Origin of the sequence: Megamonas hypermegale (assembly GCF_900187035.1) — a bacterium.
GTDB lineage: Bacteria > Bacillota > Negativicutes > Selenomonadales > Selenomonadaceae > Megamonas > Megamonas hypermegale.
In genome coordinates, this window is sequence record NZ_LT906446.1 from 1,529,352 (window position 1) to 1,554,076 (window position 24,725).

Genomic DNA, 24,725 nt, shown 5'->3' on the forward strand with positions numbered 1-24,725 from the left:
GCTCCCAAGCCCTATCCAACTGCGGATATTTAGATTAAGAAATCTCACACTTCTGTAAGACTTTCAGCATAGTTAGCGGTAATCCTTAAAGCAGTGCTACTGCTGCAGCTCCTACTTCAATATTGCAGGATTTACCAAGTTCAGCCATGGTACAACCAAAAATCATTTCTACATTTTTAGTCTTACACAGCTCTTTTAAAGGGCTTAAAACTCTATCGTCCGCGTCATCTGCTATGTAAACACATTTTGCTAAATCGTTTTTTACCGCTTTAGTAACTTGTTTTATACCGATAACGCGTTTAGCATTTTTTAGTGTAACCATTTTTATCACTCCTAAATACTAACTGACAGGATTTCAGGCACTTACTAATATTATCATCATTAAAAAGTATTGTCAACACTTATTTTACAAGTATTTTTATATACACGCTGCCTGGCGTATCATTTTTAAAGTGTAAAGTGGCGAAAAGCCTTGATATATAAGGATTTAATGGCATTTTCTTACATCAATAAAATTATTTTCTAAAAATTTACATTTCTTTTTATAATAGAGTAAAACATCTGTCAAACTTAAATGAATTTTTTCACTAAAACGCAAAAAAGGACATTGGAACAAGTCCAATGTCCTTTCGTATTATCAAATAAAATTATTTGAGTTCTACAGTTGCGCCAGCTTCTTCTAATTTAGCTTTTAAAGCTTCAGCGTCTTCTTTGGAAACGCCTTCTTTTACAGCTTTAGGAGCGCCATCAACGAGAGCTTTAGCTTCTTTTAAGCCAAGGCCAGTGATTTCACGAACAACTTTGATTACGTTGATTTTTTTGTCGCCAGCGGAAGCTAAAACAACATCAAATTCAGATTTTTCTTCAGCAGCAGCAGCGCCAGCAGCAGGAGCAGCAGCTACAGCTACAGGAGCAGCAGCGCTAACACCAAATTTTTCTTCCATAGCTTTTACGAGTTCGGATAATTCAAGAACAGTCATTTCTTCAATGGCTTGCATAATTTCTTCTTTAGTCATTTTTATATTCCTCCAAATTTAAATCGTTAATTTCTTTTTTTATAATTTATTTATATAGAGAGAGTCTGCTTATGCAGATTCTTTCTGAGCACGGATTGCATCAAGCACATATACCATATTGCGGATAGTACCTTGAAGTACATTGACCATACCAGAGATAGGAGCTTGCATACTGCCAAGCACTTTTGCGATGAGAACTTCGCGAGATGGTAGGGATGCCAAAGCTTTAACTTCATCAACGCCAATAATTTTACCTTCAACAACACCAGCTTTAATAGTTAAAACTTCTGTTTTTTCAAGTTTATTTTCTTTGATGAAATCATAAATAACTTTAGCTGGAGCTACTGCATCATCAGCGGATACAGCGATAGCTGTTGTACCGTTGAGTACTGGATCTAAACCTTCTAAACCAGTTTCGTTAGCAGCGATGCGGAGCATAGTATTTTTTACTACATGATAGCTAACACCTGCTTCACGGAATTTAGCACGAAGTTTCATATCCTGAGCTACAGTTAAACCTTTATAACCTGTTAATACAACGCCTTTTGCAGTGCTTAATTGTTCTTTTAAGCCAGCTACAGCGGCTTGTTTTTCTGGACGAATGTTTGCCATTTCATGACACCCCCTCTCAAGTGGATATATTTATTACGAAATCTAAAAACGGTCTCTAGCCGACGACCAGAGACCGCAATTTTCATGCCTTGCCAAGTATCTGACCTCGGCAGGCTATTATTATGTTGCCGTAGCAACACCTGCTGTCTTAAGTCGCTTTATCAAATAAATATTTAATTTTATTCTGCTTTAACAGCTTTAAAGTTTGTGTTAACAGTAACAGCTGGTCCCATAGTAGTGCTAATAGTGATATTACGCATATACTGACCTTTAGCTGCTGCTGGTTTTACTTTTACTAATGTATCAAGTAATGTCTGTAAGTTTTGTACGAGTTTTTCGCTTTCGAAAGAAGCTTTACCGATTGGAACATGAACATTACCTGCTTTATCTGTTCTATATTCAACTTTACCTGCTTTAATTTCTTTAACAGCTTTTGTTAAATCCATTGTAACAGTACCAAGTTTAGGGTTTGGCATTAAGCCACGAGGACCGAGGATTCTACCAAGACGACCTACAACACCCATCATATCTGGAGTTGCAACAGTAACGTCGAAGTCGAACCAGCCTTCTTTAATTTTTGTTACGAATTCATCGGAACCAACATAGTCAGCTCCAGCAGCTTCTGCTTCAGCAACTTTATCGCCTTTAGCAAAAACTAATACTTTTTTTGTTTTACCAGTGCCATGTGGAAGTACAACAGCACCACGAACTTGCTGATCAGCATATTTAGGGTTAACACCTAAACGAACAGCTACATCAACAGTTTCATCAAATTTAGCAGTAGCAGTTTTCTTAACAACTTCTACAGCTTCTACTAAATCATAAGCTTTACCAGCTTCTACTAATTTAGCAGCTTCTTGGTATTTTTTACCAAATTTAGCCATTTAAAAATCTCTCCTTTGTGGTTTTAACGGTATAAGCCTCCCACAGATAAGCATCTATCACCGACAATTAGTCAACGATTTCGATACCCATGCTGCGTGCAGTACCTTCAATCATGCGAGTTGCTGCTTCAATATCTGCAGCGTTGAGGTCTTGCATTTTTGTTTCAGCAATTTTCATAGCTTCTGCACGTGGCAATTTAGCTACTTTCTTTTTATTTGGTTCACCGGATGCTTTTTCAATTCCAGCTGCTTTCTTTAAGAGTACAGCTGCCGGTGGAGTTTTTGTAATAAATGTAAAGGATCTATCTTCAAAAACTGTAATTTCAACTGGGATGATTAAACCGCCCTGTTTAGCAGTTCTTTCGTTAAATTCTTTAACGAAAGCCATGATATTAACACCAGCCTGACCTAAAGCAGGACCAACTGGAGGAGCAGGAGTAGCTTTACCAGCGAGAACTTGCAGTTTTACAAGTTTAACAACTTTCTTTGGCATTGTTATTTACACCTCCTTAGGATTTTGAATATAACGTTTGTTATATTTATTTGCTGATTTATATTTTTTCTATCTGGTCAAAACCGCATTCAACAGCAGTTTCTCTTCCAAACATATCAACAACGCCTTTAATCTTATTCTTACTATAATCAATTTCTGTTATAGTTGCAACAAAATTTTCAAAAGCTCCGGATTTAATATTTACTTTATCGCCTATTTCAATATCTAAATCAACAAGTTTTTTATCTTCAGTAGATTCTTCACCCTGTTCATCCATACCCATTGCTTTTAAAATTCTTTTTGCTTCTTCATCAGTCAATGGAACAGGTTTTGTATTTGAACCAACGAAACCTGTTACTCCTGGAGTATTTCTAACGATATACCAGGAACGTTCATCTACAATCATTTCCAAAAGCACATAGCCCGGAAAGATTTTTCTTTGAACTACTTTTTCTTTGCCATTTTTCTTTTCAATCTCTTCTTCTACAGGCACGATTACATTGAAGATTTTGTCTTCCATGCCCATGGAGTGGATTTTTCTTTCAAGATTGGCTTTTACTTTGTTTTCATAACCGGAATATGTATGGATTACATACCATTTCTTTTCTGTTTCCATGCCAAGGGACAAGACATCTCCACCTCCTGTAAATTATTGTAATATGAGATTAAATATACGGGCAAAAACAGTATCACATACCCAAATTAAAGCACAAACAAATGCTACCGCAATAAAAACTACTCCTGTATAAGAAACAAGTTCTTTGCGAGTAGGCCAAACAACTTTTTTTAATTCAGTTTTAACACCGGATAAAAAACCTATTATACCAGACTTTTCCTGTTTTACTGGAGTATTTTCATTCTGTGCCATTTTTTCACATCCTCACACTAACGAAAAAAACTTATTTAGTTTCTCTGTGTAAAGTATGTTTTTTACAGAATTTGCAATACTTTTTCATTTCAATTCTATCAGGATCATTTTTTTTATTTTTATTAGTCCTATAATTGCGCTGTTTGCATTCAGTGCAGGCTAAAGTAATAGCATTGCGCATCTCATGCACCCCTCTTTACATTAATTAGTATAATATTCGTCTTAGAACGTCGTCTATATAATTTATCACAATTGATTGTTTGTGTCAAATAAATAACGACTACAGGCGAAATTGAGAATACCAAAACCGCCTGACACTGGCAATATTAATATTTAATTTGAAATATTCAAATTAAACTCACAAAGCCACTAACATAAATAAAGCCCCTAATTTTAAGGGGTTATCGTTTTTATTGGTGGCGGCGCAGAGATTCGAACTCCGGACACTGCGGGTATGAACCGCATGCTCTAGCCAACTGAGCTACGCCGCCATGTTATGATATTTTATAATGGAGCTGATGACCGGGATTGAACCGGTGACCTTATCCTTACCAAGGATACGCTCTGCCGACTGAGCTACATCAGCAGAAATCGGCTTTTTGGTTGCGGGGAGAGGACTTGAACCTCTGGCCTTCGGGTTATGAGCCCGACGAGCTACCAACTGCTCCACCCCGCGATTTGGTAAAGATTTTATGGAGCTGGCGAGAGGAATCGAACCCCCAACCTGCTGATTACAAGTCAGCTGCTCTGCCAATTGAGCTACACCAGCATTTTTTGTTTTCTTGCTCAGCACCGCGCTGACAGTTAATAATGTTATCACAACGCAACGAGTTTGTAAACCCCTTTTTTGAAAAAAATTTAAAAAAAGTTTAAAAAAGTTTATTTTGCTCTTTCACAAACAATATGTATATATTAATAAGGAAACCTTTATTCAAAAATTATAATTTTGCTAATCCATACTAAAAACTGTATAATATTTATGGTATATTATAGTTATGATATATTATATGTAGTTTAATAATAAATCAAATAAATATATTATGATAGGAGTTTGTTAAATGTTAGAATTAAGAAATCTATCATTTTCCGTTAATGAAGGCAATTCATCTAAGGAAATTCTTAACAATATCAATCTGAAAATTGATGACAAAAAATTTATTGTAATAACAGGCCCTAATGGCGGCGGTAAATCCACACTTGCCAAAATAATCATGGGTATAGAAAAACCTACATCTGGTCAAATCATTTTCAACGGCGAAGATATCACTGATTGGGATATCACTAAACGTGCTAATGCTGGCATAAGCTTTGCTTTTCAACAACCAGTTCGCTTTAAAGGTATCGGCGTAAAAGATTTACTAAGCATTGCGGCTGGTGAAAAATTAACTACAAGTGGCGCATGCACTTATCTTTCTGAAGTTGGACTTTGCGCTGCTGATTACGTGCGCCGTGATGTAGATACATCTTTATCCGGTGGCGAAATCAAACGTATTGAAATCGCTACAATTTTAGCTCGCAAACAGACAAAATTAGCAGTTTTTGATGAACCAGAAGCTGGTATTGACTTATGGAGTTTCCAAAAACTCATCAGTGTATTTGAAAAAATGCACCAAGAACAGCGCTCTATTATGATTATTTCCCATCAAGAACGTATTTTAAATATTGCTGACGAAATCGTTTTAATCGCTAACGGCTCTATTCAGCAAATCGGTACTAAAGAAGAAATCATGCCTCAACTCATGGAAGTTGCTGGTGTATGCGATTTCTATAAAAAATAAGGAGGTAATCTCATGCTTGATAATATAGAAAAAGATTTACTAGAAAAAGTTTCTGGTCTTAAAGATAAACCAAAAGGAGCTTATAACATTCGTTTAAACAGCAAAGCCATTGACCGCTCTTCTAGCTCTAATATCGCCATTACAAAAAAAGAAGATAAAGATGGTATCGATATCCGCATCGCTCCTGGTACAAAAAAAGAAGTTTGCTACATTCCTGTAATCATGGATAAAGCTGGTATCACAGAATGCGTATATAACGATTTTTACATTGGTGATGACTGCGATGTTACAATCGTTGCTGGTTGTGGTATTCATAATTGTGGTAAAGCTGACTCCGAACATGATGGTATCCATACTTTTTATATCGGCAAAAATTCTAAAGTAAAATACCTTGAAAAACATTACGGTTCTGGTGACGGCGAAGGCAAACGTATCATGAACCCTACCACTATCGTTGAAATGGATGAAAATTCCTATATGGAAATGGAAACAACTCAAATCCGCGGTATAAATTCCACAAAACGTATTACAAAAGGAACAGTTGGCAAAAATTCTACATTGATTGTAAAAGAAAAATTATTAACTCATGGTCAACAATTTGCTGAAAGTGATTTTGAAGTAAATTTAGATGGTGAAAATTCTCATTCTAACATCATTTCCCGCGCTGTTGCTCAAGATAAATCCAAACAAATATTTATCGCTAAAATTTACGGTAATAATAAATGTCATGGCCATTCTGAATGTGATGCAATCATCATGGATGAAGCAAATATCTCCGCTATTCCAGAAATCAAAGCAAATCATCCAGAATCCAACTTAATCCATGAAGCAGCTATCGGTAAAATTGCTGGAGAACAACTCATCAAATTAATGAGCCTCGGTCTTACAGAAAAAGAAGCTGAAAATCAGATTATCAATGGTTTCTTAAAATAACCTTCTATAAATTTAAGAGTACTTTATCCTAGACTTTTTTGCAGGAATAGACTTTTTTAACTCGAATATTCTTTTATAGAATATAAAATAATAGGAGGTTACTTTATGAAAAAATCTATTTTTATTGTTTCCTTACTGGCTATGATGCTTTTCAGTATTGCTACAGCATTTGCTGCAACGGAAAAGACCACTGTCATTGATGAAAATTACGACTTAAAATCCATTAAAACCTTAGCTATCGCTACTCCATATTACAAGCCTTCAGCTTTAAGCGTTTATCTTAACGAAAACAATCGTCCTAACGCTCCAAAACTTGTCACTACTGATATGATTGTTCAAGCAGCCGTTGATGTAGCTAAAGAAGATGGCACTGGCATTAATGTTTTATCTGACAAACAAATCAACAGTGCTATTTTAAATAGTACGGGTACAGATATCACTACACTTGATAAAGTAAATGCTAAAAAACTATACAAAGATAACATAAAAAATTATGCTGATGCTTACGTAGTATTCACTTTCTCTAATGATAGTTTCGTTTCTATGACTGCTGATATTTATAACGCTAAAGACAACAGCTGGATTTTATCTTATCGCATTGTCAATGGTAAAACCGAAAATGATACTATAGAAAATTACAACATGTTTATGCATAAATTCTATCGCATGCTTACACTCACAAACGAAAAATAAATTATTTAAATAGCAATATGTATATTTTATTCATAGTTATACATATTGCTATTTTTATTTTAAAAAATTAACAAATTACTATTGAAATTTTATTGTTAATGGTTGTATAATTATTAACATCTTATTCATTGGCGTTTTTATTTAATTTAAATTGTAATATTGTGCTATAATATTTGTGCTGTGATTTACAATTTTACACAATTATTTTTATAGGAGGGTATCATGATAAAAGTAAGTATTATCGGTGCTACCGGCTACGCAGGAGCAGAATTGCTACGTCTTTTGTACAATCATCCTCAAGTCGAAGTAGTGCACATTACCTCTGAAAGTCACACTGGTAAGGCTATATCAGAAGTCTATCCTCATCTGCGCGGTTTATACGACCAAAAATTAATCAGCATGAAGGATTTAGACGTAATAGCTAAAGATAGTGACTTCGTTTTCATCGGTCTGCCTCATGGTCATGCAATGGAAGTCGGCAAAGCTTTAGCTGATACTAATGTACGTATTATAGACCTCGGAGCAGATTATCGATTTGATGATACTACCGTTTATGAACAGTGGTATAAAGTACCTCATACACATAAAGATGCTCCACGTGTTTACGGTTTAGCTGAACTGTATCGTGATGAAATAAAATCAGCTAAAATCATCGGTAATGCGGGTTGTTATACTACAGCAAGTATTTTGGCACTTGCTCCACTCGTAAAAAATGAATTCATTGAAACAAATACCATCATTGTTGATGCAAAATCTGGTACTTCTGGTGCTGGTCGTTCTCCAAAACTCATGAACCACTACCCAGAATTCTATGATAACTTTAAAGCTTACGGTGTAGCTACACACCGCCACACTCCAGAAATCGAGCAAGCACTCGGTCATCTTTGTCACCGCAAAGTTATGCTTAACTTCACACCTCATCTCGTGCCTATGAGCCGTGGCATTTTAAGCACTTGCTACGCCAATATTAAACAATGGGTTACTCCAGAAATGATTGACGCCGCTTATAATGAAATGTATGGCAAAGAATATTTCATTCGCCTCTTAGGTCGTGGTGGCTATCCATCTACTAAAGAAGTTCGCGGTTCTAACTTCTGCGATATCGGCTGGCATATCGACCTTCGCACAGGTCGCATAATCGTCCTTTCTGCTATCGATAACCTCGTAAAAGGTGCAGCTGGACAGGCAATTCAAAATATGAATATCGCTTGCGGTTTAGATGAAAAAACTGGTTTAGATATTACTCCAATTTATCCATGATTGATTATAAGGAGGATTTCCATGATAAAAAAAGATACTCAAGGCGTAACTTACGCTAAAGGATTTAAAGCAGCCGGCGTAAAAGCTGGTATAAAGAAAAGCGGTAACCTTGATGTTGCTGTAATCTATACAGAAACTCCAGCAGCAATTGCTGGTACATTCACTCAAAATAAAGTAGCTGCTGCTCCTGTATACGTTTCTAAAGAAACAGTTGCTACTGGCAGTGCTCGTGCTATCGTAGCTAATGCAGGTTGTGCTAATGCTTGCACTGGTAAACAAGGCATGGACGATGCATATAAAACAAGAGAAATCGCTGCTAAAGAACTTGGCATCAATGCAGATGATGTAATCGTTGGTTCCACTGGCGTTATCGGCGTTACTCTTCCTATGGACAAATTAGAAAAAGGCATCAAAGATGCTGTAGCTGATTTATCCGAAACTGGCAGTATCAACGCTGCTAATGCTATCATCACAACTGATACTCATTGCAAAACAATGACAGTTAAATTCGATATCGGCGATGCAGAAGTTCATATGGGTGCTATCGCTAAAGGTTCTGGTATGATTCGCCCTAATATGGCAACTATGCTTTGCTATATCACAACTGACCTTGATATTGAACAATCTCTTTTACAAAAAGCATTATCTACTTGTGTAGAAAAATCCTTCAACATGATTTCCGTTGATGGCGACATGAGCACAAATGATACTGTTGTTGTTCTCGCTAATGGTTTAGCTGGCAACAAAAAAATCACAGAAGAAAATGCTGATTACGATATTTTCTGCTCTAACTTAATGGCTTTATGCGTTGAACTCGCTAAAGAAATCGCAGCAGATGGTGAAGGCGCTAGCAAATTCTTAACAATCAATGTAAAAGGTGCAAAATCTTTCGCTGATGCTAAGACAGTTGGTATGGCTGTTGCTAATTCTCCACTTGTTAAAACTGCATTCTTCGGTGAAGACCCTAACTGGGGTCGTGTAATCTGCGCAGTAGGTTATTCCGGAGCAGATATGGTTCCTGAAAAAACAGTCGTTAAATTCGGTGGCATCACTATTTTTGATTGTGGCGTAGGCGCACAATACGACAGTGAAGCACTCGTTAAAGTTATGAGAGAAAATGATATTGTCATCGATATTGAACTCAATTTAGGCGACAGTGATGCTACTGTATGGACTTGTGACCTTTCTTATGAATACGTGAAAATTAATGGGGAGTATCACACCTGATGAGCAATATTGAAAAAATTACAGCTGAAGATAAGGCTTCTATCCTTGTAGAAGCCCTTCCTTATATCCAAGAATTCTATGGCAAAACCATTGTAATCAAATACGGTGGTAATGCCATGATTAACGAAGAACTCAAACAACAAGTAATGAAGGATATCGTCCTCATGAAATACGTTGGCATTCGCCCTGTAATCATACACGGTGGTGGCCCTGATATCACTTCATTCTTGAAAAAATTCGGCAAAGCAACTGAATTTATCAGCGGATTGCGCGTTACAGATAAAGAAACAGTTCAAATTGCTGAAATGGTTCTCGCTGGCAAAATAAATTCTGAAATCGTAAATCGACTCAACCGCCTCGGCGTCCATGCTGTAGGATTAAGTGGTAAAGATGCTGATTTAATCATCGCTCACAAAAAATTAGCTGAAGTTCATGATGGTTCTGATAAAGTTCAACATGTAGATATCGGCTATGTAGGTGAAGTTGAAAAAATAAACACACCTTTAATCAACGATTTACTCGACAAAGATTATGTACCTGTAATCGCTCCAATCGGTGCAGGCAAAGCAGATGAGTCATTTAATATCAATGCCGATTATGTAGCAGCTGAAATAGCTGGTGCACTGCAAGCAGAAAAATTATTATTACTCACTGATACAAAAGGTATTTATCGCGATTTTGAAGATAAATCTTCATTTATTTCTACACTCACACAAAATGAAGCTAAAAAACTCATAAATAGCGGTAATATTGCTGGCGGAATGATACCAAAAGTTGAAGCTTGCCTTCATGCTCTCGATAGTGGTACAGGTAAAGCCTGCATCATCGATGGACGTGAAAGCCATTCTTTAATCCTTGAATTATTCACATCTCAAGGTATTGGTACAGAAGTTGTTCGTTAATCGGAGGAATTTATATGTTAACTAATGAACAAATTTTCGCCAAAGACAAAGAAGATTACATTCCTGTCTTTGCGCGTTACAATATAGTTTTAGACCATGGCGACGGCCCATATGTTTATGATACACAGGGCAAAAAATATATCGACTTTTTAGCTGGTATCGCTGTAAACGTAGTTGGTCATAATTATAAACCACTCGTTGACGCTGTAAGTCGCCAAGCTGCAAAAATGATACACTGCTCCAACCTTTACTACACTGAAGTTCAAGTTGAAGCAGCTGAAAAACTCAAAAAATTAAGTGGCATGGATAAAGTATTTTTCGGCAATTCCGGCGCTGAAGCAAACGAAGGCGCTATTAAACTTGCTCGTAAATACGCAACTGATATCGACCCTGAAAAAATTCAGATAATATCTGCTATCCATAGTTTCCATGGCCGTACTATTGCAACACTCACAGCTACAGGTCAAGACCACTATCATCATGGCTTTGGTCCACTTCCTGCTGGCTTTGATTACGTTCCATTTAATGATATTGACGCTCTCGAAGCTAAAATGAGCGATAAAACATGTGCTGTTATGCTCGAAGCAATCCAAGGTGAAGGTGGCGTTCATGTACCTGATGAAGATTACCTTCCTAAAGTTCGCGCATTATGCGATAAATACAATGCCGTTTTAATCTTCGATGAAGTTCAATGCGGTATGGGTCGTACTGGCACATTCTTTGGTTGCCAACAGTTCGGCGTAAAACCAGATATCGTAACTCTAGCTAAAGGTCTTGCTGGCGGTGTGCCAATCGGTGCATTCATGGCAACAGATAAAGTAGCTAGTGCATTCCATGCTGGTGACCATGGTTCTACATTCGGTGGCAATCCACTCGCTTGTGCTGCTGCTTGCGTTGTTTTAGATGCTTTAATTAACGATAACTTAATGGATAATGTCAAAGAAGTAGGCTCTTATTTAAAATCTAAATTCGAAGCTTATAAAGAAAAATATCCTACACTCATCAAAGAAGTTCGTGGCCGCGGTCTTATCTTAGGTATGGAATTAACTCGTCCAGGCCGTGAAATCGCTAACGAATGTCTTGACTACGGCGCAATCATAAATTGCACAGCAGGCAATGTACTTCGTTTTGTACCACCACTCAATATCACTAAAGAACATGTTGATGAATTAATCGCTGTTTTAGATAAAGTATTACCAAAATACGCTTAACATAGAAATAATACGTTTATACAATAATTGGAGGTTTTATAATGCTAAAGGGCAAAGACCTTTTATCCATACATGATTTAACAACTGAAGAAGTTTTTGAAATCCTCGATTTAGCTCATGAATTAAAAGCTAAACAAAAAGCCGGCATTGAACATCACCTTTTAAAAGGTAAAACACTCGGTATGATTTTTGAAAAATCCTCTACTCGTACACGTGTTTCCTTCGAAGTTGGTATGTATCAGCTCGGCGGTCAAGCTTTATTCTTATCCAACCGCGACCTTCAAATCGGCCGTGGCGAACCAATTAAAGATACAGCTCGCGTACTTTCCCGCTACTTAGACGGCGTTATGATTCGTACTTTCGGTCATAATATCGTAGAAGAATTCGCTCAATACGCTGATATTCCTGTAATCAATGCTCTTACAGATTTACTTCACCCTTGCCAAGCCTTAACTGACCTCTTAACAACTCAGGAACATAAAGGCAAAGACTTAAAAGGTCTTAAAATGGCATATATCGGTGATGGCAATAACATGACTCATTCCTTAATGTACGCTTGCGCTAAAGTAGGCATGAATTTTGCTAGCGCTAGTCCAAAAGGATATGAACCAAATGCTCAAGTTGTAGCTAATGCAAAACTTGATGCTGCACAATCCGGTTCTACTATTGAAATTTTAAATGACCCATATGAAGCTGCTAAAGATGCAGATATTTTATACACTGACGTTTGGGCAAGCATGGGACAAGAAGCTGAACACGATGCTCGTGTAAAAATCTTCAAAGATTATCAAATTAATCAAGACTTGTTAAATGTAGCTGATAAACGCGCTATCGTTATGCACTGTTTACCAGCTCATCGTGGCGAAGAAATCGCTGAAGATGTTCTCGAAAACAATGCAAATGTTATTTTTGATGAAGCTGAAAACCGCTTGCATACACAAAAAGCAATTATGGCTCTTTTAATGGGCGACTAAATTTGTTAATATATCATTAGTCATATTTATGATTAAATTACTCGAATAGATTTAAGGAGATGTCAAAATGGAAAATATTAAAAAAGTAGTCCTCGCTTATTCTGGCGGACTTGATACATCTGTTATCATTCCATGGCTTAAAGAAAATTACAATGGCTGTGAAGTTATCGCTGTTTGTGCTGATATCGGACAGGGCGATGAATTAAATGTTGTTCATGATAAAGCATTAAAATCTGGTGCTTCTAAAGTTTATATCGAACATTTAACTGAAGACTTCGTAGCAAACTATGTATTCCCTACATTAAAAGCTAGTGCAATTTATGAAGGCAAATACCTCTTAGGTACTTCTTTTGCTCGTCCACTCATCGCTAAACGTCTTGTAGAAATCGCTAAAGCTGAAGGCGCTGACGCTATCGCTCATGGTGCTACTGGTAAAGGTAATGACCAAGTTCGTTTCGAACTTTCCGTTAAAGCTCTTGCTCCAAACATCAAATTAATCGCTCCATGGCGTGAATGGGAACTCCGCTCCCGTGAACAAGAAATCGCTTATGCTGAAAAACACGGTATTCCAATTGCTAAAGAAAATAAAACTTACTCCATGGATAGAAACATCTGGCATTTAAGCCATGAAGGTTCTGACCTTGAAGACCCATGGAATGCACCTAAAAACAGCATGTACTTAATCAGCAAAGCTCCAGAAGATGCTCCAGACAAAGCTGAATATGTAACAATTGACTTTGAAAAAGGTATTCCTGTTGCTGTTAACGGTGAAAAAATGGCACCTGTACAGCTCTTAGAAACATTAAATGACATCGGTGCTAAAAATGGTATCGGTATCACTGATATCGTAGAAAACCGTCTCGTTGGTATGAAATCCCGTGGCGTATATGAAAACCCAGGCGGAGCAATCTTATATGCAGCTCATCAAGAACTCGAATATCTCTGCCTCGACCGTCAGACTCTTCACTACAAAGAAACAGTTGCTATCAAATACGCTGAACTTGTTTATGATGGTATGTGGTTCTCCCAGCTTCGTGAAGCTCTTGCAGCATTCGTTGATGCAACTCAAGAAACAGTTACTGGTACTGTTAAACTCAAACTTTACAAAGGTAACATTTGCCCAGCTGGTGCAAAATCTCCATATTCCCTCTACAGCCAAGAATTCGTTACATTTGAAGAAGACGATGTTTACAATCAGGCTGATGCTACAGGCTTTATCAACCTCTTCGGTCTTCCACTTAAAGTTCGCGCTTTAATGAAAGAAAAAGCAGGTCTTAAATAATGGCTGAACAAATGTGGGGCGGCAGGTTCGCCAAATCTACCGACGAAATGATTAATGAATTTCAGGCTTCTATCAATTTTGATAAACGCATGTATCATGAAGACATTGCTGGCAGTATTGCCCATGCAAAAATGCTCAACAAAGTTGGCATTTTAAATGATGAAGATACTAATGCTATCATCACAGGTCTGAAAAATATCTTAATTAAAATTGAACAAGGTAATTTCGATTTTTCCGTTGACCTTGAAGACATTCATATGAATATCGAAAAACGCCTTACAGAAGCCATTGGCGATGCTGGTGGAAGACTTCACACAGCAAGAAGCCGTAATGACCAAGTAGCACTCGATACACATATGTATGTACGCCGCGAAACAATTGAAGTCGCAAAATTAATCAAAGAACTTCAATTAGCATTCGCAGATACAGCAAAAAAATACAAAGATGTAATCATGCCTGGTTATACTCATCTGCAACGTGCACAGCCGATTTTATTCTCCCACCATATGATGGCATATTTCTCCATGCTCAGCCGTGACTTCTCTCGCTTTAAAGGCGTATACGAACGTTGCGACATCATGCCACTTGGTGCAGGTGCACTCGCTGGTACAACCTTCCCTATCGACCGTCAATTTGTAGCTGAACAACTCAACTTTGACGCTATCTACTCTAACAGCCTCGACGCTGTAAGCGATAGAGATTACATCATGGAATTTTTATCCGCAGCATCTATTCTCATGATTCATTTGAGCCGTATCAGTGAAGAAATCATCTTCTGGTGCTCTCGTGAATTCTCTTTTGTAGAACTTGATGACGCTCATTGCACAGGTTCTAGCATGATGCCACAGAAAAAAAATCCAGACGTATCTGAACTTGTTCGCGGTAAAACTGGTCGTGTAATTGGTCATTTAATGGCTATGCTCACAACTGTAAAAGGTTTGCCACTCGCTTATAACAAAGACTTACAAGAAGATAAAGAAGGCTTATTTGATGCCATCGATACAATTAAATTTAGCCTTGCTGTTTATGCTCAACTCATTCGCGGTATGAAAGTTAAAGCAGATATAATGCTCAAAGCTGTTCGCGAAGACTTCTCTAATGCAACAGACCTTGCAGACTATCTCGTTAAAAAAGGTATGCCATTTAGAAAAGCACATAGCGTATCTGGTCATGCTGTTCATTACTGCATTGAACATAAAAAATGGCTTGAAGATTTGACTATGGATGAATTCAAACAGATGTCCGATTTATTTGAAGACGACATTTATGAAGCTATCAAACCAGAAACTTGCGTTAAAAACCGCAATTCCTATGGTGGAACTTCTTATCAACAAGTAGATATGCAGCTCGAACTTGCAGATAAAATCTTAAATGATGAACAAGCTCAACTTGATATCTATAAAGATAAACAAATAAAACTTTAATATCTTAAGATATAGAAAGCACGCAAATACAAATCGTATTTACGTGCTTTTCTTTTTACTTATTTTGTTTAAAATAATGATTTATTATTTTTTCCTGTAAATATTCCTTTGGTAAATAATCTAATATTGTCGTACCACTTAAAAGATTAACATACTTTATTAATTCTCGATACTGTCCACGAGTTACAACTCTTCCCTTTTCTTCAATAATTCTCATACTATCTAAAAAAACTCTTGCTATTTTAGAGTTATTAGCAAAATTACTTGAAAACAAAGTAAGTACTTTAGTTTGAAAATCTTTTTTTAGATATTCAATTGCATAGTATGGATTTTGTGCATTTTTATCATAAGTTAATCTACCAATCCACCAAAGTCTAGCAATAGGGTGACGTATTAAACTTCGTTTCTTTCCATATGCAAAAAAGAAATTCTTTTTTATTCTATCTTCACTAAATGCACCATTTTTCAAATTAAATCTATACTGCATATATTCAAAAAGACAATCATGTGCTAATCCTACCCATAATCGCTCATCCGTAGCTTGTGCATCTGATATATCCCTTAATTTTTCATATAAAATTTTAACATTATAATAATCTGCATCTGATGGATTTTCTCTTGTCATATCCATTTTAAAATCATTTACTTTAATTTTAAATTCCTGTAATGGATTATCTGGATAAACTGTTTTTATCCAATTCGTATTATCATCTTTATAATAATGTAAGTTATTTTTAACATTTCCTTTAAAATATGCCAAAGCATCTTCTGTCATAAAATATAATTTCACTTTATTCATCCTCTATATTCGTATCTATATTTTTTATAGTTAACAAAGCTTTCGCTATTGGCATATACATTATTTTTTGTGCCAAATCAATTGATATAATACTGTCCATTGTTTCATCATTTAAATATATTGACTCTTTACTTAAAAGTCTTTCTATTGCTCTAAACCAACGATAATCCTTATAATCCTCTAAACCTTCTTTTAATTGTTCAAAAACATATACCAATGTTGGAAATATTATTGCTGTGTTTACTATATCTACCATATTTGACTGTAAAGATACTGCATAATTATAATTCTCATAAACATCTCTATTTAAACCAATTCTTATCTTATCAGAATTTATTTCTACTTTCATATCTATCTTATCATCATCTTCTCGCTTATATATGATAAAAATAGATGGCACATCTGCAAGGTCTTTTGTATCTTTTTCAACAGAAAATTTACGTTGCTCTCCAATAGCTAAGATATTTCCAATATCTAAATTAAAAGTTACACCTTCATAATCTACATTAAATTTAGAGTTATAATAATCTATTATTTTTTCTTTAACGACAATAAACGGACATAACGATACCTCTCCTAATAAATGGCTATCTTCTATATCAAAAGAAAATTCATTTTGCATTGAACATTTTATAAAGCGATATGAAGTTGCTGGTGACTCTACATGCAATAAATATTCTGCTTTTCCATTTTCTATCAAAGTATTAATTTCTTTATTTTTCAACTTAAACTTTGCTTTTACCGTTATAATATTAAAATTCTCTTCTATCTTAATATCACAGTCAAAAGAAGAATTAATATAATCATCATTATTCTTCCATAAAACTGGATAAGGATACAATTTATTTATTATATCCATGAATTGATACCTCCATTGAGCATAATTCATCACTATCAATAGAATATATAATTGTGTACTTTTGATTTGCTATTAAATCTCCAACATATATTTTATCTTCTTTACATAATAGTTTATTTTTTTTACTATCATATGCCATTCTTACTAAGGTTGATAATCTATCTTGTTCACCCATTAAATAAATTTGAATATATGAATGACGAGAACTCATTTTGGGTATAAAACTCAATTTATATTGTTTATTATCCTTATCATAAAGAAATAACCTAAAACTTAATGGCTCTATTTTTATAGGATTTTTTAATAAACTATCACCTTCACTAGATGGTATTCCAAAATATTCACAGACATTAAAATTTTTATTTTTACTAGTCTTATTATGTTTTTTTCTAGCTGGTAAATTGCCATCATCATTTATTTCTCCATTAGTATTGACATTTCCATCATCTAAATTTGATTCATCAATAAATTGCGTTCCTTCCTTACTTGATGAGACCACATTTACTTTTTTCAAACTAGATATACTGCTTGTCTTGTTTAATAAACTTTCTTTTTTATGTTGTTCTTTAGTATTTACATTTACAACATCATCTGGTAAATATTCACTAGCTCCTACTGCATCCATTTCATCCAAAATTGTATTTCTTCCTAAATCTTTTATTTCGTCCTTTATAAACTTATTCAATTCTTTTATTATTTTTTCAGCTTCTTTTTTATTAGAATGTCTATCTGCTTCCCACTTATCATGTTGCGGCGTCTCCATTGAACGAAAATATTCATCAACTTTTTTATCTTTTAAAACACAAATCCCCGCAAATTGCATGGTAGAAGAAATACGATTTTTATCAAATATTTTCATTCCATTTCCTCTAGCCATTAAAACTTTACGTTTATTCAAATCTTTTCCTATCAAAATATCTAAAGTTATATTTCCTAATCCCGCAAATTCTTTTTCTTTATGTACTGTATTTGGTGAACATAAAACTTGATAATATCCTTTAGTTAAATCATCTGCATATTCTTGTACTAAATTTTCTAAGTTCATTTTACTTATTAATACATTTTCTATTTTTATTTCTAAATCGCCATTATAAATACTTAATAAATAACTACTAAGTACAGATTTTATCATCTCATTTTCCCAATCATCGTCTTTTATAAAACCTAGAATATATAAATCTGTACCTATTTCTGTTCTTTTAAAATTATCCAGAGAAAAATCTTCAAAAACAGGTAAATTATTTTCTATAACTCCATAAAAACCCATACCTTGAGTCATTACTTTTTTCTTTTTTTTAGAAAAACTATCCCAAATAGTATCCTTACTTAATTTTTCTTCCTCAAAAGAAGCTAATTTAGCTACTCCTTGATATGCCCGTATATTATCTTTATCGAATGTACTATAATAAACAACTCTTAATTCAGAACTTGCAAATGGTGCATTTTTACCTATACCATAACTGCCACCTGCTGTTCCTGTTTTATTCGATACACCAGAAGATTTTACTAAATCAATCCAATTAGAAGATTTTTCTTCTCTTGCACCAGTTATTCCCGTTGTATTAAAATCACTTATTCGCAATAATCTTATTTTTTTCGATTTAATAATTTTTAAAGCATTTTCATAAAAATTATTAGCTTTTTTATTATTCTCCCAATAATTTTTAGATAAAACAAACACTTCCTGCAATCTTTCAAAATCAGGTATATCTTCTATGTCTATATTACTCAAATAAAATTCTATTCTCACAGGTTTATCATCATCTAAACGAGCATCCAGTGAGTTTTGACATATTTCTTTTGCTAACGATTTAAATACATCGCCTCTAAAAGTTTCAATACCCGCTTCACTAACACCATTAACACATCCATTATCATTACTTGGAAAATTCCAGCCTATTTTTTTCAAATTTATCACTCCCTATTATTTAGATTAATTATAGCATATCATTTAAGCTATATACTCTTACTATAATACATTTACAAATACTTCATTATCTATATTTTTGTATACTTTACATCTATATATTTCTTCTAAAATAAAATTATGATAATATAGAAATAATATAAATTCTATTTAATTTTGATTATTGTGAGCCGCACACTTGTGATTTTAATCATGAGTTAGGCGAACAAAATAGTCAGCGTATATAGAAATATGTACGTAGAGATAGACTAAGATCTATCCAATACTGTTTGAATTGCTGGAAAGCCCTAAAGATATCTGAACTACAACGTAAACATGAAATAAAGTTAAACGTGAATGTGGCGAAAGCAGAAAAAATCAGATATATAGCATAAGGTTAAATCCTAAGTGTTGAAAAATGGACAATCAGCAGCGAAGCTCCGAATAGGAGAACGTTCAACGACTATTCCTCTTGAGGGAAGTACTCAGTAAGCTATTGACTGAGGAAGTGGACAGACTCTAACAGGTAAAGCTGAGGGATAAGATATAGTCTGTGCCGTTACGAAAGTAACGGAAGTTCATAAGAGAACTGTATAGAAAGTAGCGTTTCTATATGAACGAGACCTCATAATACGACTAAAGCAGAACCTACAGTTCTTGTATATGTTATTTAAAATAGGCAGTTAATATATAAACACTTGTTATATTGCTATACATATGTCATGATTATATTAGATGATAGTATGGAAGTAATACGTGGTAAAGGATATATTTATTCATTAATTAGAAGAAAGCGTAAGTGTTTATTATGGAAAAAGCTTATAAATTTAGGATATACCCCAATAAAACACAAGAAAGTTTACTTCAAAAAACTTTTGGCTGTGTACGTTTTATATATAATCACTTTTTAGATAGAAGAATTAAAGCATATGAACAAAATAAGAAAAATATAGGTTATAATGAATGCTCAAAAGAGCTTACTCAATTAAAAAAAGAAAAAAAGTGGCTTAAAGAACCAGATAAATCCTCTTTACAAAATGCTTTAAAGAATTTAGATACAGCTTATAAAAACTTTTTTAATAGACAAAAAGTAGGCTTTCCAAAATTCAAATCTAAAAAGAATCGGTATAAATCGTACAAAACAAATATGACAAATAACAACATTGTATTTTTAGGAAATAAAATAAAATTACCTAAAATAGGTAAGATAAAAATAAGAGATAAATATTGCCAAATAGAAGGTAGGATTTTAAGTGCTACAGTATCACAGACTCCTAGTGGAAAATATTACGTTGCACTATGTTGTACAGACCTGCCTCAACCTGAATTCATAAAAACGAATAAATATGTCGGCTTGGATTTAGGAATAAAGGATTTTGTCATAACCTCAGATGCAGTAAAATATAGCAATCCTAAATACTTGCAGAAATCATTGACTAGATTAGCTAAACTCCAAAGAGAGCTTTCTCGAAAAACAAAAGGAAGTTCAAATTGGGAAAAGGCTAGAGTAAAAGTAGCAAAGTTGCATGATAGAATTGCCAATCAAAGACGCAATTTACTACATCAAGTAACATGTCAACTTATCAGAAACTACGATGTAATCTGTCTTGAAGATTTGCAAGTTGAAAACATGATGAAAAATCATAAATTAGCAAGAAATATAGCTGATGTCAGTTGGTCAGAGTTTATGAGACAACTAACATATAAAGCCAAATGGTTTGGCAGGGTTATTGTCAAAATAGATAAATTTTATCCTTCAAGCCAATTATGTCATATTTGTGGGTATAAAAATACTGAAGTAAAAAACTTAAATGTTAGAAAGTGGAACTGTCCTGAATGTAAAACACATCACGATAGAGATGTAAATGCAGCTATAAATATTAGAAATGAAGGATTAAGAATATTAAACATAGCTTAATCTTGAATAACATATACAAGAACCGTAGGAACTATGGGGATAGCTCGGAGATACTGTATTCGTTAGAATACTTGACCGAGAACCCTGCGACTTTAGTCGTGGGAGGTTCAGAGTATTCTTATGTATATATTATAAAGGTAGGTTGATAACATGATTGCTGACAGCACAAATTTTGAGCTTACAGATGAATTAAAAGAAAAAATCAAAAATATCATTGCAGCTCATGATTATGATTTCACTCAAATTGTTGGTATATTAGTTGAAGTCCAACAGGAAATTCCTCAGCATTATATTCCAAAAATCGTAGCGTATTATATTGCTGAAAATTTACCTGATGTTAAAGTATCCGTTATCTATGATTGCATCACTTTCTATGATGCTCTCTCTGATAAACCACGTGGCCGTTATCCAATCGAAGTTTGCGATAATATCGCTTGCAAAGTAAACAACAATCAGTTTTTAATTGATACTCTACAAAAACTTTTAAATATCGGTTTTGATAGTGTAACATATGATGGAAGATTTACCCTTGAAAAAGTATCATGTTTCGGTGCCTGTGATAAAGCTCCTGCTGTAAGAATTAACGGTCAGGTTTATGGCAATCTCGACAGCGAAGAAAAAATCAGAGCATTACTCGAAAAATTTATCTAATCAAAATCTAGGGAAAGGCAGGGTTTTTATTATATGAGTACAGTACAGTACATAACCGAAAATTTTGGCAAATATGATGTATTTTCTATTGAATCTTATATGAACATTGGCGGTTTTTCTGCTTTAAAAAAAGCTGTAACTATGGACGGCGATGATATTGCTGCTCTTTTGAGTGAAGCAAAAATCAAAGGTCGTGGTGGTGCAGCTTATCCAATGGGACGCAAATGGTCACAGGCTCGCGCTGTTCCGCGCCCACATCACTGCGTTATTTGTAATGCTGATGAAGGCGAAACTTGCACATTTAAAGACCGTGAACTCATCACAAATGACCCATTTAATTTAATCGAAGCTATTATCATTGCTGGCTGGGCAGTAAACGCAGAAGATGGTTATATCTATATGCGCGCTGAATACAGCCATCTTCGTCCACGCCTTTTAAATGCCATAAAACAAGCAGAAGAAAATGGCTTTTTGGGCAAAAATATCTTAGGCACAGGCTGGGATTATAAAATTCATCTCTACACTGGTGCTGGTGCTTATGTATGTGGCGAAGGTACTGCGCTTATCCGTTCTATGGAAGGAAAAGCCGGTCGTCCACGCATGAAACCGCCATTTATGAAACAAAGTGGTTTATTCGCTCGTCCAACTTGCATGAATAACGTTGAAAGTTTATCTATCGTACCACATCTCTTACGCGATAGCGCTAAAACTTATATGAAATACGGTGTAGGCGAGTCACTCGGCACAAAACTCGTCAGCGTTGGTGGCAATGTAAAAAAACCTGGTGTTTATGAAATTCCTTTTGGCACAACTATTCGCGAAATCATTTATGATATGGCTGGCGGTATTCAAGGCGATAGAAATATTCAATTAATCCAGTTCGGTGGAGCTTCTGGTAAAATCGCTGACAGCAGTGTTTTAGATGTACCTTATACTTATGAAGATTTTGATAAACACGATTTAATCATCGGTTCTGGTTCTATACTCGTAATTGATGAACGCACTTCTGTAATTGATTTTCTACGCTATACACAAGATTTCTTCTTACATGAAAGTTGCGGTCAATGCACACCATGCCGTGAAGGTAATCGCCATATTAAGATGTTCTTGGATAAAATCAAAGCTGGCACTCATACACAGGAAGATTTAAAGACAATGGCTACATTTGCTAAAGTCATGCCTATGTCTTCATTATGCGGTCTTGGCGAAACGGCACAAAATGCTTTAAAATCCGCTATGAAAATATTCCCTGATGTATTTAAAGTCAACGAATAGGAGGAGCTATAGTTAATGGAAGAATTAATCCATCTTAAAATAAATAATATGCCTGTAACTGTAAAAAAAGGCACAAAAATCCTTGAAGCGGCTCGCATGCTTCATATCGATATTCCACATTTATGTTACCATCCTGACCAAAAAATTAAAGCTAGATGCCGTATTTGCTCCGTTGAAGTAGTGGGCAAACGCCGTCTATTAGCTGCTTGCTCTACAGAATGTTGGGAAGGCATGGAAGTATATACAGATACTCAAGTAGTTCGCGATACACAGCGTGGCATTTTACAGCTCATAATGGCTGACCATGAAGAAAACTGCCTCACTTGCCCACGTAATGGCAATTGTGTATTGCAAGACCTTTGCAGTCGTTTCAATGTATTAAAACCAAAAATTCCACATGTAAGCAAACCACAGCCAAAATTTGGCAACAATCCAAGTCTTTTACATGACCCAGAAAAATGCGTAAAATGCGGTCGTTGTATCCGTGCTTGTAAAGATATTCAAGGCATTGAAGTCCTCGGCTTTGCTGGTCGTAGCACTGATATCCATATAACAACACCATTTAACGATGAATTCAATAACACACAATGCGTTCTCTGCGGTCAATGCTCTTTAGCTTGCCCTGTTGGCGCGCTCGTTGAAAAAGACGATACTGAACGCGTACTCGATGCAATTTTCGACCCTGATAAAATCGTAATCGTTCAGACTGCTCCAAGCGTGCGCGTTGCTTTAGGTGATGCCTTTGGCTTACCAAAAGGAAGTATCGTAACTAAAAAAATGGTTACAGCTCTTCGCATGATTGGTTTTGATAAAGTATTTGATACAAATTATGGCGCTGACCTCACTATCACAGAAGAAGCTAACGAATTAATCGAACGCATTAAGTCTGGTCAAAAAATGCCAATGGCTACATCTTGCTGTCCTGGCTGGGTAAATTATGTAGAAAAACATTATCCTGATTTACTCGACCATTTATCTACAACAAAATCTCCAATGCAGATTTTCTCTGCTATCACTAAAACGCACTACGCTCAACAAAAACATATTGACCCGAAAAAAATCTTCACAGTTGCCGTTATGCCATGTATTGCTAAAAAATATGAAATCACTCGCCCTGAAATGGGACGTGATGGCTACCAAGATACTGATGCTGTTATCACTACACGTGGCTTAATCAAACTCATAAAATACATCGGTATTGATTTCAACAACTTACCAGAAAGTGAATTCGATAACCCAATGGGTGAAGCAACTGGTGCAGCTGCTATTTTCGGTACTACTGGTGGCGTTATGGAAGCAGCACTTCGCACAACATACGAATGGCTTACTGGCAAAGAAATGCAAAATGTAGAATACACTCCTGTTCGCGGTTTTGACGGCATCAAAGAAGCTGAAATAAATATTGACGGCAAAAAAATCCGTATAGCTGTTGCTCATACGCTCAAAAACGCTAAAGTAATCATGGATAAAATACGTGCTGGCGAATGCGAATATGATTTCTTTGAAGTGATGGCTTGTCCTGGTGGTTGCCTCGGCGGTGGCGGTCAACCTGTAGACACTACTATGGCTGTAAATAAAAAACGTATGGAAGCACTCTACACTATAGATAAAAATACTAAATACCGCAAATCACATGAAAATCCTTATTTGAAGAAACTTTACGCTGAATTCTTAGAAAAACCAGGTAGTAAAATCGCTCATGAACTCTTGCATACACATTACCATGCTAGAAAAAAGATGTACGATTTTGATAAATAATC

General features: G+C 35.3%; 25 protein-coding genes, 4 tRNA genes and 1 other annotated feature. Of the genes, 14 read left to right on the forward strand and 15 right to left on the reverse strand.

Going from position 1 to position 24,725, the window contains the following annotated elements:
* Positions 1-85 precede the first annotated feature (85 nt).
* The 12 genes from CKV65_RS07360 to CKV65_RS07415 form a co-directional block, all read right to left on the reverse strand.
* Positions 86-322, reverse strand: a complete 237-nt coding sequence (locus tag CKV65_RS07360) for a L7Ae/L30e/S12e/Gadd45 family ribosomal protein (RefSeq protein ID WP_051177557.1) — start codon at positions 320-322, stop codon at positions 86-88.
* Positions 323-647: 325 nt separating this feature from the next.
* On the reverse strand, positions 648-1,016 hold the full coding sequence (gene rplL, locus CKV65_RS07365; protein ID WP_027889345.1) for a 50S ribosomal protein L7/L12: 369 nt from the start codon (positions 1,014-1,016) through the stop codon (positions 648-650).
* A 69-nt stretch (positions 1,017-1,085) separates the two neighbouring features.
* The gene (gene rplJ / locus CKV65_RS07370) at positions 1,086-1,628 is read right to left on the reverse strand and encodes a 50S ribosomal protein L10 (RefSeq protein WP_027889344.1); all 543 of its coding nucleotides are present in this window, start codon (positions 1,626-1,628) and stop codon (positions 1,086-1,088) included.
* A gap of 34 nt (positions 1,629-1,662) precedes the next feature.
* Positions 1,663-1,799, reverse strand: a sequence feature (ribosomal protein L10 leader region).
* 8 nt (positions 1,800-1,807) lie between these two features.
* Positions 1,808-2,512 carry a 50S ribosomal protein L1 gene (rplA, locus tag CKV65_RS07375; RefSeq protein ID WP_027889343.1) on the reverse strand — a complete coding sequence of 235 codons (705 nt, stop codon included), beginning with the start codon at positions 2,510-2,512 and terminating at the stop codon, positions 1,808-1,810.
* Between the two features lie 67 nt (positions 2,513-2,579).
* Positions 2,580-3,005: a 50S ribosomal protein L11 gene (gene rplK / locus CKV65_RS07380; protein WP_027889342.1), complete on the reverse strand. Its 426-nt coding sequence runs from the start codon at positions 3,003-3,005 to the stop codon at positions 2,580-2,582.
* Positions 3,006-3,063: 58 nt separating this feature from the next.
* Entirely contained in the window at positions 3,064-3,621 is a 558-nt protein-coding gene (gene nusG / locus CKV65_RS07385; RefSeq protein WP_027889341.1) for a transcription termination/antitermination protein NusG, read from the reverse strand.
* Positions 3,622-3,654: 33 nt separating this feature from the next.
* Entirely contained in the window at positions 3,655-3,873 is a 219-nt protein-coding gene (secE, locus tag CKV65_RS07390) for a preprotein translocase subunit SecE (protein ID WP_027889340.1), read from the reverse strand.
* Between the two features lie 31 nt (positions 3,874-3,904).
* Positions 3,905-4,054 (reverse strand): 50S ribosomal protein L33, encoded by a 150-nt coding sequence (rpmG, locus tag CKV65_RS07395; RefSeq protein ID WP_027889339.1) that lies wholly within the window; start codon positions 4,052-4,054, stop codon positions 3,905-3,907.
* 233 nt (positions 4,055-4,287) lie between these two features.
* Positions 4,288-4,364: transfer RNA gene (locus tag CKV65_RS07400), tRNA-Met, on the reverse strand.
* 19 nt (positions 4,365-4,383) lie between these two features.
* Positions 4,384-4,459, reverse strand: a tRNA-Thr gene (locus tag CKV65_RS07405).
* A 14-nt stretch (positions 4,460-4,473) separates the two neighbouring features.
* Positions 4,474-4,549 (reverse strand) — tRNA-Met (locus tag CKV65_RS07410).
* 17 nt (positions 4,550-4,566) lie between these two features.
* Positions 4,567-4,642 (reverse strand) — tRNA-Thr (locus CKV65_RS07415).
* A 289-nt stretch (positions 4,643-4,931) separates the two neighbouring features.
* Between CKV65_RS07415 and CKV65_RS07420 the strand changes: the two genes are divergently transcribed.
* The 10 genes from CKV65_RS07420 (at position 4,932) to argH (ending at position 15,557) form a co-directional block, all read left to right on the forward strand.
* Positions 4,932-5,651 carry an ABC transporter ATP-binding protein gene (locus tag CKV65_RS07420; RefSeq protein ID WP_027889338.1) on the forward strand — a complete coding sequence of 240 codons (720 nt, stop codon included), beginning with the start codon at positions 4,932-4,934 and terminating at the stop codon, positions 5,649-5,651.
* Between the two features lie 12 nt (positions 5,652-5,663).
* The gene (locus tag CKV65_RS07425; protein ID WP_027889337.1) at positions 5,664-6,584 is read left to right on the forward strand and encodes a SufB/SufD family protein; all 921 of its coding nucleotides are present in this window, start codon (positions 5,664-5,666) and stop codon (positions 6,582-6,584) included.
* 105 nt (positions 6,585-6,689) lie between these two features.
* The gene (locus CKV65_RS07430) at positions 6,690-7,277 is read left to right on the forward strand and encodes a hypothetical protein (protein ID WP_027889336.1); all 588 of its coding nucleotides are present in this window, start codon (positions 6,690-6,692) and stop codon (positions 7,275-7,277) included.
* A gap of 222 nt (positions 7,278-7,499) precedes the next feature.
* Positions 7,500-8,537, forward strand: coding sequence for an N-acetyl-gamma-glutamyl-phosphate reductase (argC, locus tag CKV65_RS07435; RefSeq protein WP_036254290.1), 1,038 nt, complete (start codon positions 7,500-7,502; stop codon positions 8,535-8,537).
* A 21-nt stretch (positions 8,538-8,558) separates the two neighbouring features.
* A complete protein-coding gene (gene argJ / locus CKV65_RS07440; protein WP_027889334.1) occupies positions 8,559-9,764 on the forward strand; it encodes a bifunctional glutamate N-acetyltransferase/amino-acid acetyltransferase ArgJ in 1,206 nt (401 codons plus the stop codon).
* On the forward strand, positions 9,764-10,666 hold the full coding sequence (argB, locus tag CKV65_RS07445) for an acetylglutamate kinase (protein ID WP_027889333.1): 903 nt from the start codon (positions 9,764-9,766) through the stop codon (positions 10,664-10,666). Before argJ ends, argB begins: the two co-directional genes overlap by 1 nt.
* 14 nt (positions 10,667-10,680) lie before the next feature.
* Positions 10,681-11,877, forward strand: a complete 1,197-nt coding sequence (locus CKV65_RS07450) for an acetylornithine transaminase (protein ID WP_027889332.1) — start codon at positions 10,681-10,683, stop codon at positions 11,875-11,877.
* Positions 11,878-11,918: 41 nt separating this feature from the next.
* Positions 11,919-12,851 carry an ornithine carbamoyltransferase gene (argF, locus tag CKV65_RS07455; protein ID WP_027889331.1) on the forward strand — a complete coding sequence of 311 codons (933 nt, stop codon included), beginning with the start codon at positions 11,919-11,921 and terminating at the stop codon, positions 12,849-12,851.
* 67 nt (positions 12,852-12,918) lie between these two features.
* A complete protein-coding gene (locus CKV65_RS07460) occupies positions 12,919-14,133 on the forward strand; it encodes an argininosuccinate synthase (protein ID WP_027889330.1) in 1,215 nt (404 codons plus the stop codon).
* Entirely contained in the window at positions 14,133-15,557 is a 1,425-nt protein-coding gene (argH, locus tag CKV65_RS07465; RefSeq protein WP_027889329.1) for an argininosuccinate lyase, read from the forward strand. Before CKV65_RS07460 ends, argH begins: the two co-directional genes overlap by 1 nt.
* 55 nt (positions 15,558-15,612) lie before the next feature.
* Here the strand turns inward: argH and CKV65_RS07470 are convergent, their stop codons facing one another.
* The 3 genes from CKV65_RS07470 to CKV65_RS07480 are packed head-to-tail and all read right to left on the reverse strand — an operon-like array spanning position 15,613 to position 19,124.
* Positions 15,613-16,332 carry a DUF6339 family protein gene (locus CKV65_RS07470; RefSeq protein ID WP_155909537.1) on the reverse strand — a complete coding sequence of 240 codons (720 nt, stop codon included), beginning with the start codon at positions 16,330-16,332 and terminating at the stop codon, positions 15,613-15,615.
* 16 nt (positions 16,333-16,348) lie between these two features.
* Positions 16,349-17,215: a hypothetical protein gene (locus CKV65_RS07475; RefSeq protein WP_027889327.1), complete on the reverse strand. Its 867-nt coding sequence runs from the start codon at positions 17,213-17,215 to the stop codon at positions 16,349-16,351.
* Positions 17,199-19,124 (reverse strand): hypothetical protein, encoded by a 1,926-nt coding sequence (locus CKV65_RS07480; RefSeq protein ID WP_036254287.1) that lies wholly within the window; start codon positions 19,122-19,124, stop codon positions 17,199-17,201. Before CKV65_RS07480 ends, CKV65_RS07475 begins: the two co-directional genes overlap by 17 nt.
* 805 nt (positions 19,125-19,929) lie before the next feature.
* Here CKV65_RS07480 and tnpB point away from each other — a divergent pair.
* The 4 genes from tnpB to CKV65_RS07500 all read left to right on the forward strand — a co-directional run bounded on the left by tnpB (position 19,930) and on the right by CKV65_RS07500 (position 24,723).
* Entirely contained in the window at positions 19,930-21,039 is a 1,110-nt protein-coding gene (gene tnpB, locus CKV65_RS07485) for an IS200/IS605 family element RNA-guided endonuclease TnpB (RefSeq protein WP_095197723.1), read from the forward strand.
* Positions 21,040-21,189: 150 nt separating this feature from the next.
* On the forward strand, positions 21,190-21,690 hold the full coding sequence (locus CKV65_RS07490; RefSeq protein ID WP_027890623.1) for an NADH-quinone oxidoreductase subunit NuoE family protein: 501 nt from the start codon (positions 21,190-21,192) through the stop codon (positions 21,688-21,690).
* Positions 21,691-21,723: 33 nt separating this feature from the next.
* A complete protein-coding gene (locus CKV65_RS07495) occupies positions 21,724-22,965 on the forward strand; it encodes a complex I 51 kDa subunit family protein (protein WP_027890624.1) in 1,242 nt (413 codons plus the stop codon).
* Positions 22,966-22,980: 15 nt separating this feature from the next.
* Positions 22,981-24,723, forward strand: a complete 1,743-nt coding sequence (locus CKV65_RS07500; RefSeq protein WP_027890625.1) for an NADH-dependent [FeFe] hydrogenase, group A6 — start codon at positions 22,981-22,983, stop codon at positions 24,721-24,723.
* The last annotated feature ends 2 nt before the right edge of the window (positions 24,724-24,725 follow it).

Excerpts from the sequence above, each read along its gene's own strand:
- rplL (WP_027889345.1), bottom strand. The coding sequence starts at position 1,016 with ATGACTAAAGAAGAAATTATGCAAGCCATTGAAGAAATGACTGTTCTT.
- tnpB (WP_095197723.1), top strand. The coding sequence starts at position 19,930 with ATGGAAAAAGCTTATAAATTTAGGATATACCCCAATAAAACACAAGAA.
- CKV65_RS07490 (WP_027890623.1), top strand. The coding sequence starts at position 21,190 with ATGATTGCTGACAGCACAAATTTTGAGCTTACAGATGAATTAAAAGAA.
- CKV65_RS07360 (WP_051177557.1), bottom strand. The coding sequence starts at position 322 with ATGGTTACACTAAAAAATGCTAAACGCGTTATCGGTATAAAACAAGTT.
- CKV65_RS07475 (WP_027889327.1), bottom strand. The coding sequence starts at position 17,215 with ATGGATATAATAAATAAATTGTATCCTTATCCAGTTTTATGGAAGAAT.
- CKV65_RS07470 (WP_155909537.1), bottom strand. The coding sequence starts at position 16,332 with ATGACAGAAGATGCTTTGGCATATTTTAAAGGAAATGTTAAAAATAAC.
- CKV65_RS07460 (WP_027889330.1), top strand. The coding sequence starts at position 12,919 with ATGGAAAATATTAAAAAAGTAGTCCTCGCTTATTCTGGCGGACTTGAT.
- rplK (WP_027889342.1), bottom strand. The coding sequence starts at position 3,005 with ATGCCAAAGAAAGTTGTTAAACTTGTAAAACTGCAAGTTCTCGCTGGT.
- argJ (WP_027889334.1), top strand. The coding sequence starts at position 8,559 with ATGATAAAAAAAGATACTCAAGGCGTAACTTACGCTAAAGGATTTAAA.
- nusG (WP_027889341.1), bottom strand. The coding sequence starts at position 3,621 with ATGGAAACAGAAAAGAAATGGTATGTAATCCATACATATTCCGGTTAT.
- CKV65_RS07420 (WP_027889338.1), top strand. The coding sequence starts at position 4,932 with ATGTTAGAATTAAGAAATCTATCATTTTCCGTTAATGAAGGCAATTCA.
- CKV65_RS07450 (WP_027889332.1), top strand. The coding sequence starts at position 10,681 with ATGTTAACTAATGAACAAATTTTCGCCAAAGACAAAGAAGATTACATT.
- argB (WP_027889333.1), top strand. The coding sequence starts at position 9,764 with ATGAGCAATATTGAAAAAATTACAGCTGAAGATAAGGCTTCTATCCTT.
- CKV65_RS07430 (WP_027889336.1), top strand. The coding sequence starts at position 6,690 with ATGAAAAAATCTATTTTTATTGTTTCCTTACTGGCTATGATGCTTTTC.
- secE (WP_027889340.1), bottom strand. The coding sequence starts at position 3,873 with ATGGCACAGAATGAAAATACTCCAGTAAAACAGGAAAAGTCTGGTATA.
- rpmG (WP_027889339.1), bottom strand. The coding sequence starts at position 4,054 with ATGCGCAATGCTATTACTTTAGCCTGCACTGAATGCAAACAGCGCAAT.
- rplA (WP_027889343.1), bottom strand. The coding sequence starts at position 2,512 with ATGGCTAAATTTGGTAAAAAATACCAAGAAGCTGCTAAATTAGTAGAA.
- argC (WP_036254290.1), top strand. The coding sequence starts at position 7,500 with ATGATAAAAGTAAGTATTATCGGTGCTACCGGCTACGCAGGAGCAGAA.
- rplJ (WP_027889344.1), bottom strand. The coding sequence starts at position 1,628 with ATGGCAAACATTCGTCCAGAAAAACAAGCCGCTGTAGCTGGCTTAAAA.
- CKV65_RS07425 (WP_027889337.1), top strand. The coding sequence starts at position 5,664 with ATGCTTGATAATATAGAAAAAGATTTACTAGAAAAAGTTTCTGGTCTT.
- CKV65_RS07500 (WP_027890625.1), top strand. The coding sequence starts at position 22,981 with ATGGAAGAATTAATCCATCTTAAAATAAATAATATGCCTGTAACTGTA.
- argF (WP_027889331.1), top strand. The coding sequence starts at position 11,919 with ATGCTAAAGGGCAAAGACCTTTTATCCATACATGATTTAACAACTGAA.
- CKV65_RS07495 (WP_027890624.1), top strand. The coding sequence starts at position 21,724 with ATGAGTACAGTACAGTACATAACCGAAAATTTTGGCAAATATGATGTA.
- argH (WP_027889329.1), top strand. The coding sequence starts at position 14,133 with ATGGCTGAACAAATGTGGGGCGGCAGGTTCGCCAAATCTACCGACGAA.